Origin of the sequence: Nocardia sp. NPDC052112, from assembly GCF_040680135.1 — a bacterium.
Taxonomy (GTDB): domain Bacteria; phylum Actinomycetota; class Actinomycetes; order Mycobacteriales; family Mycobacteriaceae; genus Nocardia.
In genome coordinates, this window is the sequence record NZ_JBFAWD010000001.1 from 122,883 (window position 1) to 135,295 (window position 12,413).

A 12,413-nucleotide genomic window follows, 5' to 3' on the forward strand; every position below is an offset into this window, starting at 1 on the left:
ACGGTCCGCTAACCGGTGCCGACCAGATGGGTCCGGTGGAGCGCGGATGTGGACGACGACCTGCTCGGGGCGGTCATTCGCGCCCGAAACTCCTGCGGTGGACAACCTTTCCAGCGTCGGAACGCGCGAATGAACGATGCCGCCTCCGCGTAACCGAGCCGCGCGGCCACCTGCTCGGTGGTCATATCGGTGTGGGTCAACAGCTCCTCCGACATCATCTCGCGAACCTCGTCGAGCAACGTGCGGAACGACGTGCCCTCGTCCCGCAGCCGCCGCGACAGGGTGCGCGGGCTCATGAAAAGGGCTGCGGCGATGGCGATCTGGTCGGGAATCTCGCCCGGATTGCGGACCAGCAGATCACGCACCGAACCGGCGACACCGGTGCGGGCGCGGCGGGCGGTGAGCAGATCGCGGCACAGCTGTTCGCATGTCCCGCGCGCCCATTCGTTGGCCTGCGGCAGCGCGACATCGAGATACGCACTGTCGAAGACCGATTCGTTGACCGCCGCGTCGAAATCCGGCTCGATACCGAAGACATCGCGATAGCGCGTCGTATCCGCGGGAGCGGGATGGCGGAAGCTGATCCTGGTGGCGGGTACACCCGCGGAGAACCGCTCCCGGCCGATGGTCTGGATACCGGTGATGACGCGTTCGGTCAGGAAGGCGCGCATATCCTCCGGAATCTGCGAATCGTCGAAGATGAGCCGCGACTCGGCCGGTCCCTCCTCGAAGGTCAACCGGCCGAAGAGGAACGCCGAATCGAGATAGCGCAGCGAAACCTCGATCACCTCGCGCACCGTGCGGCTGCTGAGCAGCGCCAGCCCCCACGGCCCGTACAGCGATAAGTGATAGCGGCTCCCGGCCTCGACGCCCAATCCCGGTTCGGCACCGAATCGCGCGAGCAGATTCCGCACGACACGCACCTCTTGACGTGCCGTCACCTCGGCATCGGGATCGGTCACCGTCTCGGGCACCAGTTTCGTGCCCTCCAGACAGGCTTCCGGCGACATGCCGCGTTCCTGTGCCATTTGCATCAGCACATGCACGCTGGAGGTACTACGCAGTAGATCCCAATCGAACACCGAACTGCATCCTCGTCGAAGCCGCTTCCATCCTGCTCTCGGCGGAACGTATCAATCATTTCTTCTTCATCGCAGGAAAATCGGAACACCCGGTGCCACGCCGGCGGAAATGCCACGCTGGAGGGTGGGGCACAGCACAGGAGGTGAGCCGGATGAGTACGGCAGAACAGCAGGTCGACATCGCGGTGCACAATCCGGCCGACGGTAGCGTCACCGGCCGGGTACCCGACGAATCGAGTGTGGCCGTGGCCGCGACGGTGCGCGCATTGCGCCTGTTCCAGCCGGAATGGGAGGCGATCGGTCCGGACGAGCGCGCCGAATGGCTATTTCGGCTGCAGGATTGGCTGATCGATAATTCCGATGAGCTCACCGATGTGGTCCAGTCCGAAACCGGCAAGACTCGCTACGACGCGGAGATCGAGGTGCCCGCCGCGGTCGATCTGATCAAATACTGGGCGCGCAATGCCGCGAAATTCCTGCTCGACGAGCATCCGGCGCCGCACAGCCCGCTCGGCCGGACCAAGCGACTGATCAAGGCCTATCGGCCGTATCCGGTGGTCGGGATCGTTACGCCGTGGAACTTTCCGCTGCTCAATGTGTGCTTCGATGCGCTCCCCGCGCTGATGGCCGGGGCCGCGGTGCTGGTCAAGCCGTCGGAGGTCACGCCGTTGAGTGCGGTCGCGCTGGCGCGTGGGTGGGCCGAGATCGGTGCGCCGCCGGTCTTCGCGGTGTCGACGGGGCGCGGGGATACCGGGCGCGCGGTGGTCGAGGCGGTCGATTACGTGCAGTTCACCGGGTCCACGAAGACCGGCAAGACGATCGCGGCGGCCTGCGGTGCGACGCTGACCCCGTACAGCCTCGAGCTCGGCGGCAAGGATCCGGCGATCGTGCTCGCTGATGCCGATATCGAGCGGGCGGCGGCGGGCATCGCCTACGGCGGACTGTTCAATTCCGGGCAGGTCTGTGTGTCGATCGAGCGGGTGTACGTCGAGGCGCCGGTCTACGACGAGTTCGTGACCAGCCTGACCGAACAGGTGCGCAAGCTGCGGCAGGGGCACGACGGGCGCGGGTTCGCCTTCGATATCGGCGCGATGGCAACCGAGGCGCAGCGCGATATCGTGGCCCGCCATGTCGACCAGGCGGTGGCCGCGGGCGCGCGGATCACCATCGGCGGCAAGGCGACCGGGGCCGGCACGTTCTTTGAACCGACCGTGCTGGTGGATGTGGACCATTCGATGGCGTGCATCAGCGAGGAGACATTCGGACCGACCATTCCGGTGCTGAAGGTCACCGACGAGGACGAGGCGGTTCACCTGGCCAATGATTCGGTCTACGGTCTGTCGGCCACGGTCTGGACCGGAGACCGCAAGCGCGGCGAGCGGGTGGCGCGGCGGCTGGAAGCGGGTGCGGTCAATATCAACGACGCCTTCGCGAATCTGTTCAGCTTCGCGCTGCCGATGGGCGGGTGGAAGGATTCCGGGGTCGGCGCCCGATGGGGCGGTGCCGCCGGAATCCGGAAATACTGTCGCCAGCAAGCGATTACGGTGCCGCGCATACCGACGATGAAGCGTGAGCTGACGTGGTATCCGGCCTCCCGCACGCGCTTGCGTATGGTGCGGGGATTGATGCGCGCGCTCGACGGACGCGGCCGACGTAAACTGCCGAAGTTACTGGGCGGCAAGCGATAAGGCGTCGATTCAGGCGAATATCGACCGGGCGACCCGGAATCCGACATCGTCGATCCGATAGGTCGGATGGCTGCGCCGTCGCACCGAGGCCCGGCAGCTCCACTGCTCGTCGGACCAGCCGCCGCCGCGCAGCACCCGATACGACTCGTACACCTCGGCATCGTAGATGTCCCAGCACCAATCCCATACGTTGCCGAGCATGTCGTACAGGCCCCACGCGTTGGGCAGCTTGCCGCCCACCTCGTGCATGTGTTCCGCGGAATTGTCTCGGTACCAGGCGATTTCGTCGAGTTCGCCATATCGAGGACCCGAAGTGCCCGCCCGACACGCGTATTCCCATTCGGCCTCGGTCGGCAGCCGGTATCCGTCGCTGTCGGCATCCCACTCGACCTCGTCGTCGTGCACGTGATACGCGGGCGGCACACCCGCACGAAGCGACAGGCCGTTGCAGAACCGGACCGCATCGAACCACGAAACACCCTCGACCGGCAGCCGGTCACCGCGCGCCGCACTCGGCAGCTCACCCGTGACCTGCGCATACTGCGACTGGGTAATAGAAAACGCCGCCAACCGAAAACCGGCCACCTCGACCGCCCAGCTCCGCTGGGTCCGCCGATCCGACAGCGTCACCCGCCCGGCGGGTAGCCCGACCATCTCGATTTCCGCACGCACAGCTAGCCGATCTTAATGCATGCGTACCGTGACTGCCGGTACCGCCGACACGATGGGAGAGGCTGTTCAGCATGACCGAATCTGATCTGTCCGAACTGCGGAAACTAGCCGAGAGCGGTGATGTCGACGCGATCGCCGAACTGGTCGAACTTGCTGGGGAGCAGGGCAATGTGGACGAGTTGCGTCGTCTCTCCGACAGCGGCAATGCCGACGCGACCGATATTCTCATCGAACTCGCCACCGAGCGGGGTGACATCACCGAATTGCGCCGTCTCGCCGACCAGGGCAATGTCGCCGCCACCGACCAGCTGATCGAACTCGCGGTCGAACAGTGTAACCTCGACGAACTCCGGCGCCTCGCCGAGCAGGGCAATACCGATGCGGCCGAACAACTTATGGAACTGACCGCTGAATAATGCGCGGCGGGCGGGGAGTGGCTAGGCGAAAATCTTGGCGCGCCGATGGCCTCCGGCCTAGCCTTGACTCGCATCGCGCGAAGAGGAGACGACCGTGCCCGACGTCCGTGAAGTGTGGCAGAGCCGAGTCTGGGGGAATCTCGGGGCTCCGGTATACGACTTCGTGCTCGACCACCCGCAAGTGGCCCGGCCCGCCGGACAGGTGATGTGGGGCTGCGATACCCGCCGGATGTACGCGGCGATGGATGTCGTCAACGAGTTGCCGGAGGGCGCCGCGGTGCTGGACCTACCGGTCGGCGGCGGCGTCACCCTGCGTCGACTCGAACCCGGTCGCAAGCTCCGCTATGTGGCCGCGGACATTTCCGATGACCAGTTGGCGGCGGCGCGCCGCGCGGCCGAGCGCAACGGACTGTCCGATATCGACTATGTCCGCGCCGATGTGGTCGATCTACCCTTCGCCACCGGCGAATTCGATCTGGTGGTGAGCTTCGCCGGTCTGCACTGCATGCCGGATCCGGCCGCCGCGGTCGCATCGCTGGCCAGGGTGCTCGCGCCGGGTGGACGGCTGGTCGGCAGTTGTGTGGTGCGCGGGGTCCGGCCGCGCTTCGACGCGCACATGCGGGTGATGCGGACCATGGGCGTATTCGGTCCGTCCGGTACTCCGGCCGACCTGTCGGGCTGGATCGCCGCGGCGGGTCTGCGCGAGGTCGAGCTGGTGTGCAACGGCGCGCTGGCGCAGTTCACGGCTGTGAAGGACTAGCGTGGCTCATAGCGCGGGCCGACCAGGGCAATGGCCGTATCGACCGCGACGTCGATGATGTCGCGGATATCCTTGCCCGCCTCGACCGTCGAGGCAATGAGTTCGCGGAAGCCGCCGTAGAGGATCGTCGCCATCTGACGGGTCGGTGGATGCAATCCGGGGGCTTCGAACCCCGGCGTGGCGGTGATGCTCTGGATCAGATTGATGAAGGCCTCGCCCACGTCGTGATGGAGTTGGCGAGCCGCCTCGCCGAGCGCGGGAGTATCCCGAATCCAGGCCAGGGTGATCGTCGGGTCCTGATGGGATGCGCGGATCCACGCCTCGATGGCCTGCCGGATCTGGGTGCGCCAAGCTGCGGTCGGGTCGACGGCATCGTAGATCTGCTGGATCGTCTCATTGTTGCGCTCGGTGAGCAGCGCGATGAAGCAGTCCTGCTTGCTGTCGAAATGTTCGTAGAAGGTGCGACGGGACGTGCGCGCATTGCGGACCACATCGGCCACGGTTGTTTCGCGATAACCGCGATCGCGCACGGCCTCGGCCATCGCGTCGAGAAGCCGACGCCGGAATGCCGATTCCGGCGTGGCCTCGGCGGCGCTGCTTACGGCGGGCTCGGCACGGGTCACGAGAACGAGGTTAGTTCGCCCCGCCGCCACGGCGATCATGGCCTCACACGCACCGGTATACGGTCGGGTACGGCGGCCCGGCGCGCGAACCGGATGGTGCCGTCCTCGATCCGCCCATGGCGCAGTGCGAGCACATCGTGGGCGTAGTTCATGCCCAATCGCCAGGGCCGTCGCGATCCGGCCCGGGGAAAGTGGTCGATGGAGCGTTGGACGTAGCCGGATTGGAAATTCAACAGTGGTTCCTGGGCGATGCTCGGATCCGGCCACGGTGTGCACCGGTCATAGCCGCTGTCGTCCATATGCCGCAGCAATCGGCACACGAATTCGCCGACCAGATCTGCCTTCAACGTCCAGGACGCGTTGGTGTAGCCGATGGTGAAGGCGAAGTTGGGGACGCCGCTCAGCATCATGCCCTTGTAGGCCATGGTGTCCGACAGCGCGATCGTGCGGCCGTCGACGGTGAATTCGATCCCGCCGAAGGCGAGCAGCTGCAGACCGGTGGCCGTCACCACGATATCGGCGGGGAGGTCGGTGCCCGAGGCCAGACGCAGGCCGTCGGGGGTGAACTTCTCGATGCGGTCGGTCACCACGGTGGCACGCCCGGTTCGGATCGCCTGGAACAGATCCCCGTCCGGCACCAGGCAGAGCCGTTGGTCCCACGGGTTGTAGGTCGGTTTGAAGTGGACGTCCACCTCGTATCCGGTCGGCAGTTGCGCGGCCGTCTGCTTGCGGATGAAGTTGCGCATCATGCGGGGACGGCGCTGGCTCAGTTGGTAGATGACTGTGCCGATGAGCACGTTCTTCCACCGGGTGATCGTGTAGGCGCGGCGCGGGCCGAGCCGTTCGCGTAGGCGGATCGCCACCGCGTCCTCGGTGGGCACGGACATGATGTACGTGGGCGAGCGCTGCAGCATGGTCACCTGCGCTGCCGTCTCGGCCATGGCCGGGACGAGGGTGACCGCGGTGGCCCCGCTGCCGATCACCACGACTCGCTTACCCGCATAGTCCAGGTCGGCGGGCCACTGCTGCGGATGTACGAGTTGCCCACGGAAGTCGTCGATTCCGGCGAATTCGGGGGTGTAGCCGTGGTCGTAGCGGTAGTAGCCACTGCACACGTACAGGAAGCCGCAGGTGAACGTCGAGGTGGTGCCGTCGTGTTCGGCCGTCACCGTCCACTGCGCCGCTCCGGTCGACCAGGATGCCCCGATGACCTTGTGTCCGAATCGGATTCGGCGATCGATTCCCGCTTCAGCTGCGGTGTCACGGATGTAATCGAGGATCGAGGCCCCGTCGGCGATGGCCGCGGCCTGCGTCCACGGACGGAAACGGTAACCGAGGGTGTGCATATCGGAATCCGAACGCACCCCCGGATAGTGGAACAGATCCCAGGTGCCGCCGATTGCCGTGCGCGCCTCCAGAATTGCGTAGCTGCGCTTCGGGAAGGCGGTCTGCAGGTGGTGTGCCGCGCCGATGCCGGAGAGACCGGCACCGACGATCAGCACATCGAAGTGCTCGGGCTCATCTGTCGCGCTACCGTCAACCGCCATCGAGTCGCCGAGCGGTGGTGTCATACCGTCACCTCCGCCTTGGTGCGATTCCGCAGCTGCCGCTCGAGCACCGCGTATATGTCGTAGTAGTGGGTCGGCGCGATACGTGCGAGCGCGTCGAAGACGTAGGCGTCCGGCCCGACCAGAATGCGGGACTTGCCGCGTTCCACTCCGCGACAGATGATTTCGGCCGCCTTGTCCGGTGCGGTCAAGGTGATCGCTTCGAACTCCGCCGCCATCTGCTCATGCGAACGGCCGCGCCCCTCGGGATCCTTGCGCCACCGGGCATTGCGCGCGATGTTGGTGGTGATACCGCCCGGATGCACATTCACCGCGGACACTCCCGTGCCCCGAAGTTCTTGGCGCAGTGCGTCGGTGAAGCCGCGCACCGCGAATTTCGCCGCGCAGTAGGCACTTTGATACGGCATGCCGAGCAATCCGAACACACTGGAGGTATTCACGATGACACCCTGATCCTGTTCGACCAAGATGGGCAGAAATGCGCGGGTGCCGTTGACCACGCCGTCGAAGTTGATCCGCCGCAACCATTCGTCATCCTCGGGAACCGCGTCGAGCACCGACGAGGACGTCGCGACACCGGCATTGTTGAACACCGCCGCCAACGGCTCGGTCAGCCATGCCTTGACCTCGGCGGCGAACGCGAGTTGGTCGGCGGCATCGCTTACATCGAGCACCCGGGTGAGCACGGGACCGGTCAGCGTGGCGGCCGTCTGCTTCAAGCCGACCGCGTCGATATCGGCGATCGCCACGGGTGACCCACGGCGCGAAAGCAATTGGGCGAGACTTCGACCGATACCGGAGGCGGCGCCGGTGATCATGGCGGGACGGCCGGACAGCGGCCTAGCGTTGCGGGGCATCGGTGCTCCTGACGGTGCGGATATGGGTGTCGATGAGATCGGTGAGCGTGGGCCGGACACCGACGGGCAGGTCGTGTCCCATCCCGGGCAGGGTGTGCAGCCGCGCACCGGTGATGGCGCGCGCCGTGACGGTGCCGCCGGTCGGGTTCACCATCAGGTCGCGGTCACCGTGCAGGATCAGGGTCGGGGCGGTGACGGCGGCGAGTTCCGTGGTGCGGTCACCGGATTTGAGTATCCCGGCGAGTTGACGGCCGACCCCCGGTGCCGGATGGGGATCGCGGTCCCAGGTCGTCGCCGCGGCGGTGCGCACCGCTTGCTCGTCGAACGGATAGCCGTGCGAGCGGATGTGGCGGTACATGCGCACCGAGCGTTCGATGTGTTCGGTGCGCGTGCGGGCCGGTCGGCTGAACATCAATCGCCAGGTCGACAGGGCCGGACGCCCGACGCGTGCCGCACCCGTGGTCGACATGATCGAGGTCAGTGAGGCGACCCGGGCCGGATAGCGGGCGGCGACGGTTTGCGCGATCATGCCGCCGAGCGACATCCCCACCAGATGCGCGGAACCCAGCTCCAGCGCATCGAGCAGACCGACGGTGTCGGCGGCCATGTCGGAGAGGTCGTATTGCGCTGTGTGCCAGCGCTTTCGCAGGAAGTCGAGCGGACCAGGCGGTGCGAAGCCGAAATGCGTCGACATGCCGACATCGCGATTGTCGAAGCGGATGACGTCGTAGCCGCGCGCGACCAGGAGTTCGCACAGACCGTCGGGCCAGTCGTGCAGTTGCTGACCCAGTCCGGCGACGAGCAGCAGCGGGGTGCCGCCGTCACCCAGGCGCTCGTAGGCGAGTGTGACGCCACCGCCGACATCGGCGTACTGCTGCGTCATGCCGTCACCTGTTCGGCCTTGGCCTCGGCCGTGACGGGCCGGGGCGCACGGCGGTACACCACGGCGCGGCCCTTCTTGGCGGGCACCAGCGCGACTCCGCGGAAGTGTGTGCGCTCATCCGGCGCGTTGGTCGGCTCGAGTGTGAAATCCCGCAGCAGCGTGCGCAATACGACATTCATCTCCATGGTGGCGAAGGCCGCGCCGATGCAGCGCCGAGCGCCGCCGCCGAATGGAATCCAGCTGAAGGTGCCCGGCCGGACACCGACGAAACGATCCGGATCGAAGGCGCGGGCATTCGGGAACAATTCCTCGTTGTCGTGCATGAGCCGAATGCTGACCAGCACATTCTGCCCCTTGGGCAGGGTCCACCGACCCAGCTGCATCGACTGCGCCCGGATCTTGCGGGCCGTCGCGTCGATGACCGGGCGCACCCGCTGCACCTCCAGCAGGGTGGCCTCGCGCAGCGCCGAACCGCCCTCGTCGACCTCGGCGACCAAGCGCCGCAACACTTCCGGATGCCTGCGCAACCGCTCGATGGTCCAGGACAGCGTGGTCGCCGTGGTCTCGTGGCCCGCGGTGAGCAGGGTGAGCAGTTCATCGGCGATCTCGCCGCGGGTCATCGCGGTGCCATCGTCGTAGCGGGCCTGCAGCATCATTGCCAGCACATCGTCGCGGTCGGCGACGTGCTCGTCGGTGGCGGCTCGATCGATGAGCCTGCCGACGATCTCGTCGTAGTGGCGGCGATGCGCGGCGAAGCGGGCCCATGGCCCGTACCGCCCCAAGAACTTTCGCGGCACCGGCAGTGCTGCCAGCGCCGAGCCGACCAACACCAGTTTGGGCAGCAGCTCGCGCAGTTCGTCGAATTCCTTGCCCTCGGCGCCGAATACGGCGCGCAGGATCACATTCAGGGTGATCCGCATCATCGAATCCATCGTCGCGAACTCCCGGCCCTGCGGCCAGGTGGCCAGCTCGCGCACCGTCTCCTCCTCGATCAGCGTCTCGTACACCGCGAGGCGACGACCGTGAAACGGCGGGGTGAGCAATTTGCGCTGCTTACGGTGTTCGGCGCCCTCGAGCGCGAACAGCGAGCCGGGACCGAGGAACTGTCCGAGATTGACATCGCCATTATCGGCCACCTCGGAGCTCGCGGTGAACAGCGCTTTCACCTCGGCCGGTTCGGATAGCACCACCATCCGCCCGAAGCGCGGTAGGTAGACCGTGAACGCCGAGCCGTAGCGCTCATGCAACCTGCGCCACGCATGGGTGCGGCCCGCCATCACCTCGATGGCCTGTACGAAGGCCGGACTCGTCGGTCCGTCGGGCAATTTCACCGTGGTCATGCGGCACCTCCCAGCGTGGTACATCTGTGTACCAACAGCACGGTACGCTCACGTACCGGATGTGGCAAGGGTCACTTTCGGAATTGCCGCCCGCTGCGGCGGTGTGGGTGGTTAGCGTGAGCGCGTGCGCAAGCATCGTTGGGTGACAACGGGAGGCTGGTTTCGCGGCAGGCGTGAGCTGCGCAAACCCGATCGGTGGGCAGCACGGGGATGGTTCGCCATCCTCGCGACGGTCATCGTGTTGATCGGTGTTGCCGGACCCGCGCCCGCCGAACCGGTCCCCGCCGATCTCGTCACCGTCGAAACCGGTCAGTTGCGCGGCGTCCTGGACGCGGAGCATCGGTTGTTCGCGGGCATTCCCTACGCGGCGCCGCCGGTCGGCGAACTGCGCTGGCGGCCACCGGCGCCGGCCGCGCCATGGCCCGGTATTCGGGACGCCGCGGTGGCCGGGCCGAGCTGCCCGCAGGAAAACGACGTCTACGGGATAATCGGGGCGAACCCGACGAAGTCGGAAGACTGTCTGTATTTGAATGTCTCGACGCCGCGCAGCTTCCCTGCCGACGGTGCGGGGCTACCGGTGCTGGTCTGGATTCACGGCGGCAGTTTCGTTACCGGTTCCGGCGACACCTACGGTGCCGCGCCGCTGATCGCACACGGCGACGGTGATCTGATCGTGGTCACGATCAATTACCGGCTCGGCACGCTCGGCTATCTCGCCGCGTCGGCACTGGACGAAGGTTCCGGTGCCGGGAATTACGGCTATCTGGATCAGCAGGCCGCATTGCGCTGGGTGCGGCGCAATATCGCGGCATTCGGTGGCGATCCGGAGCGCGTGACGCTAGCGGGGGAGTCGGCCGGTGCGGCGTCGGTATGCACGCAGATGGCCGCGCCGAGCTCGCGTGGACTGTTCCGGGCCGCGATCATGGAGAGCGGGCCGTGCAGTACCGGGGTGCCCACCGCGACGGCGATGGCCGACAGCGACGCTTACGCCGCACGTCACGGGTGCGCCGGACCTGGTACTGCGGCGTGTCTGCGTGCGTTGCCGATCGATACGCTGGTGAACGATTCCTTCACCGCGACGGTATTCGGGGGCCCGTTCCTGCCGTCCGGGCCGCAGGCGGCCCTGCGCAACGGCGCCGTGGCCGATGTGCCCATTCTCGTCGGGGCGAACAACGATGAGATGTCGCTGTTCGTGTACACGAGATACGGTGTGCCCCTTGGTAGGCCGCTGACGGCCGCCGGATACCGTGACGCGCTGGCCGGCGCCATGCCCGACCTGACGCCGGAGCAACTCGACCGCGTCGAACAGGCCTACCCGGCCGCCGCCTATCCGCAGCCCGCGCTCGCATTGTCACGCGCCTGGACCGACCGCGTCCTCACCCAGCTGATCGTCCAATACGATGCGTTGGGCCCGCGCACCCCCACCTACACCTATTCCTTCGACGACCCGGCGCCGCTCGGCCCACCGAATATCTTCCCGCTGGGCGCATTCCACGCCAGTGAGCTGGTATCGCTGTGGAGTCTGCGCGACCTCGGCTGGCTCTACGGCGCGGTCATGACACCGGACCAGCAACGCCTCGCCGCCGAAATGCGAAGGTACTGGTCCCGATTCACCATCGATGCCCGTCCGGATCCGGCAGGTCTCGAGCCGATCCCGGCCTACGATCCGGCCGCACCACTGGTCATGTCCTTCCGGCCCAGCGGAAATCGGCTCATCGACTCCTATGCCGCCGACCATCGAGCCGACTTCTGGAAGCCCATGCTGCCGCGCTGAGCTGGGACGGATCGCGCCGAACCGGGGTCAGATCTTGCGGATGACCGTGACGACCTTGCCGAGGATCTGCGCGTCGTTGCCCGGAATCGGTTCGAACAGCGGATTGTGTGGCATGAGCCAGACATCCTTGCCGGTGCGTTTGAACGTCTTCACCGTCGCCTCGCCCTCGATCATCGCGGCCACGATATCGCCGTTGTCGGCGACATTCTGCTGGCGCACGACCACCCAGTCGCCATCGCAGATGGCCGCGTCGACCATCGATTCTCCGACGACCTTGAGTAGGAACAGCGATCCGTCGCCGACCAGTTCGCGCGGCAGCGGAAAGACGTCCTCCACCGCCTGCTCGGCCAGGATCGGGCCACCGGCGGCGATCCGGCCGAGGACGGGCACGAAGGTCGGGACCGGCCTGCCGGTCTCGACCTCCTCGGCGCTCGGCAGGCTGGTCACCGCGCGCACCGCCTCGTCGAGACCGCGAACGTCGACGGCGCGTGGGCGATTCGGGTCGCGGCGCAGATAGCCCTTGCGTTCGAGGGTGCGCAACTGATGGGCGACCGACGAGGTGGAGGTGAGGCCGACCGCGTCGCCGATCTCGCGGATGCTCGGCGGGTAGCCGCGCTCGCTCACCGAGGTGCGGATGACCTCCAGAACCTTGCGCTGACGCACGGTGAGATCCGCCCCGGTACCGGAGGGGTCGGTGCCAACTCCGCTCTCGTCGCCCGTGTCGTCTGTGTGGCTCACCGCAACCGCCCT

General features: G+C 66.6%; 12 protein-coding genes. 4 read left to right on the forward strand and 8 right to left on the reverse strand.

Going from position 1 to position 12,413, the window contains the following annotated elements; translation table 11 throughout:
• Positions 1 to 8: 8 nt before the first annotated feature.
• Positions 9 to 1,082: an AraC family transcriptional regulator gene (locus tag AB0L58_RS00530; protein ID WP_364378667.1), complete on the reverse strand. Its 1,074-nt coding sequence runs from the start codon at positions 1,080 to 1,082 to the stop codon at positions 9 to 11.
• Between the two features lie 152 nt (positions 1,083 to 1,234).
• On the opposite strand from AB0L58_RS00530, the gene AB0L58_RS00535 reads away from it, so the two are divergent.
• Entirely contained in the window at positions 1,235 to 2,770 is a 1,536-nt protein-coding gene (locus AB0L58_RS00535) for an aldehyde dehydrogenase family protein (RefSeq protein WP_364378671.1), read from the forward strand.
• 9 nt (positions 2,771 to 2,779) lie between these two features.
• Here AB0L58_RS00535 and AB0L58_RS00540 read toward each other — a convergent pair whose 3' ends face one another.
• Positions 2,780 to 3,424, reverse strand: coding sequence for a formylglycine-generating enzyme family protein (locus AB0L58_RS00540; protein WP_364380116.1), 645 nt, complete (start codon positions 3,422 to 3,424; stop codon positions 2,780 to 2,782).
• Between the two features lie 89 nt (positions 3,425 to 3,513).
• Here AB0L58_RS00540 and AB0L58_RS00545 point away from each other — a divergent pair, with 89 nt between their 5' ends.
• Positions 3,514 to 3,858 carry a hypothetical protein gene (locus AB0L58_RS00545; protein ID WP_364378674.1) on the forward strand — a complete coding sequence of 115 codons (345 nt, stop codon included), beginning with the start codon at positions 3,514 to 3,516 and terminating at the stop codon, positions 3,856 to 3,858.
• Positions 3,859 to 3,952: 94 nt separating this feature from the next.
• Complete coding sequence (locus AB0L58_RS00550; RefSeq protein ID WP_364378677.1) at positions 3,953 to 4,618, forward strand: class I SAM-dependent methyltransferase; 666 nt, start codon at positions 3,953 to 3,955, stop codon at positions 4,616 to 4,618.
• On the opposite strand, the gene AB0L58_RS00555 is transcribed toward AB0L58_RS00550, so the two are convergent.
• From AB0L58_RS00555 to AB0L58_RS00575, 5 genes are read right to left on the reverse strand one after another with little or no spacing between them, the layout of a single operon-like run.
• Positions 4,615 to 5,241, reverse strand: a complete 627-nt coding sequence (locus tag AB0L58_RS00555) for a TetR/AcrR family transcriptional regulator (RefSeq protein WP_364378680.1) — start codon at positions 5,239 to 5,241, stop codon at positions 4,615 to 4,617. The two genes, AB0L58_RS00550 and AB0L58_RS00555, sit on opposite strands and share 4 nt — an antisense overlap.
• Before the next feature lie 35 nt (positions 5,242 to 5,276).
• The gene (locus AB0L58_RS00560) at positions 5,277 to 6,812 is read right to left on the reverse strand and encodes an NAD(P)/FAD-dependent oxidoreductase (protein WP_364378683.1); all 1,536 of its coding nucleotides are present in this window, start codon (positions 6,810 to 6,812) and stop codon (positions 5,277 to 5,279) included.
• On the reverse strand, positions 6,809 to 7,666 hold the full coding sequence (locus AB0L58_RS00565; RefSeq protein WP_364378686.1) for an SDR family NAD(P)-dependent oxidoreductase: 858 nt from the start codon (positions 7,664 to 7,666) through the stop codon (positions 6,809 to 6,811). Before AB0L58_RS00565 ends, AB0L58_RS00560 begins: the two co-directional genes overlap by 4 nt.
• On the reverse strand, positions 7,650 to 8,549 hold the full coding sequence (locus tag AB0L58_RS00570; RefSeq protein WP_364378689.1) for an alpha/beta hydrolase: 900 nt from the start codon (positions 8,547 to 8,549) through the stop codon (positions 7,650 to 7,652). The genes AB0L58_RS00565 and AB0L58_RS00570 overlap by 17 nt, the downstream gene beginning before the upstream one ends.
• Positions 8,546 to 9,889: a cytochrome P450 gene (locus AB0L58_RS00575; RefSeq protein WP_364378692.1), complete on the reverse strand. Its 1,344-nt coding sequence runs from the start codon at positions 9,887 to 9,889 to the stop codon at positions 8,546 to 8,548. The genes AB0L58_RS00570 and AB0L58_RS00575 overlap by 4 nt, the downstream gene beginning before the upstream one ends.
• A gap of 124 nt (positions 9,890 to 10,013) precedes the next feature.
• On the opposite strand from AB0L58_RS00575, the gene AB0L58_RS00580 reads away from it, so the two are divergent.
• Positions 10,014 to 11,663: a carboxylesterase family protein gene (locus AB0L58_RS00580; RefSeq protein WP_364378695.1), complete on the forward strand. Its 1,650-nt coding sequence runs from the start codon at positions 10,014 to 10,016 to the stop codon at positions 11,661 to 11,663.
• A gap of 27 nt (positions 11,664 to 11,690) precedes the next feature.
• Here the strand turns inward: AB0L58_RS00580 and lexA are convergent, their stop codons facing one another.
• Positions 11,691 to 12,401, reverse strand: coding sequence for a transcriptional repressor LexA (lexA, locus tag AB0L58_RS00585; RefSeq protein WP_364378698.1), 711 nt, complete (start codon positions 12,399 to 12,401; stop codon positions 11,691 to 11,693).
• Between the last annotated feature and the right edge of the window lie 12 nt (positions 12,402 to 12,413).

Excerpts from the sequence above, each read along its gene's own strand:
- AB0L58_RS00545 (WP_364378674.1), top strand. The coding sequence starts at position 3,514 with ATGACCGAATCTGATCTGTCCGAACTGCGGAAACTAGCCGAGAGCGGT.
- AB0L58_RS00570 (WP_364378689.1), bottom strand. The coding sequence starts at position 8,549 with ATGACGCAGCAGTACGCCGATGTCGGCGGTGGCGTCACACTCGCCTAC.
- AB0L58_RS00560 (WP_364378683.1), bottom strand. The coding sequence starts at position 6,812 with ATGACACCACCGCTCGGCGACTCGATGGCGGTTGACGGTAGCGCGACA.
- AB0L58_RS00535 (WP_364378671.1), top strand. The coding sequence starts at position 1,235 with ATGAGTACGGCAGAACAGCAGGTCGACATCGCGGTGCACAATCCGGCC.
- AB0L58_RS00565 (WP_364378686.1), bottom strand. The coding sequence starts at position 7,666 with ATGCCCCGCAACGCTAGGCCGCTGTCCGGCCGTCCCGCCATGATCACC.
- AB0L58_RS00575 (WP_364378692.1), bottom strand. The coding sequence starts at position 9,889 with ATGACCACGGTGAAATTGCCCGACGGACCGACGAGTCCGGCCTTCGTA.
- AB0L58_RS00540 (WP_364380116.1), bottom strand. The coding sequence starts at position 3,424 with ATGGTCGGGCTACCCGCCGGGCGGGTGACGCTGTCGGATCGGCGGACC.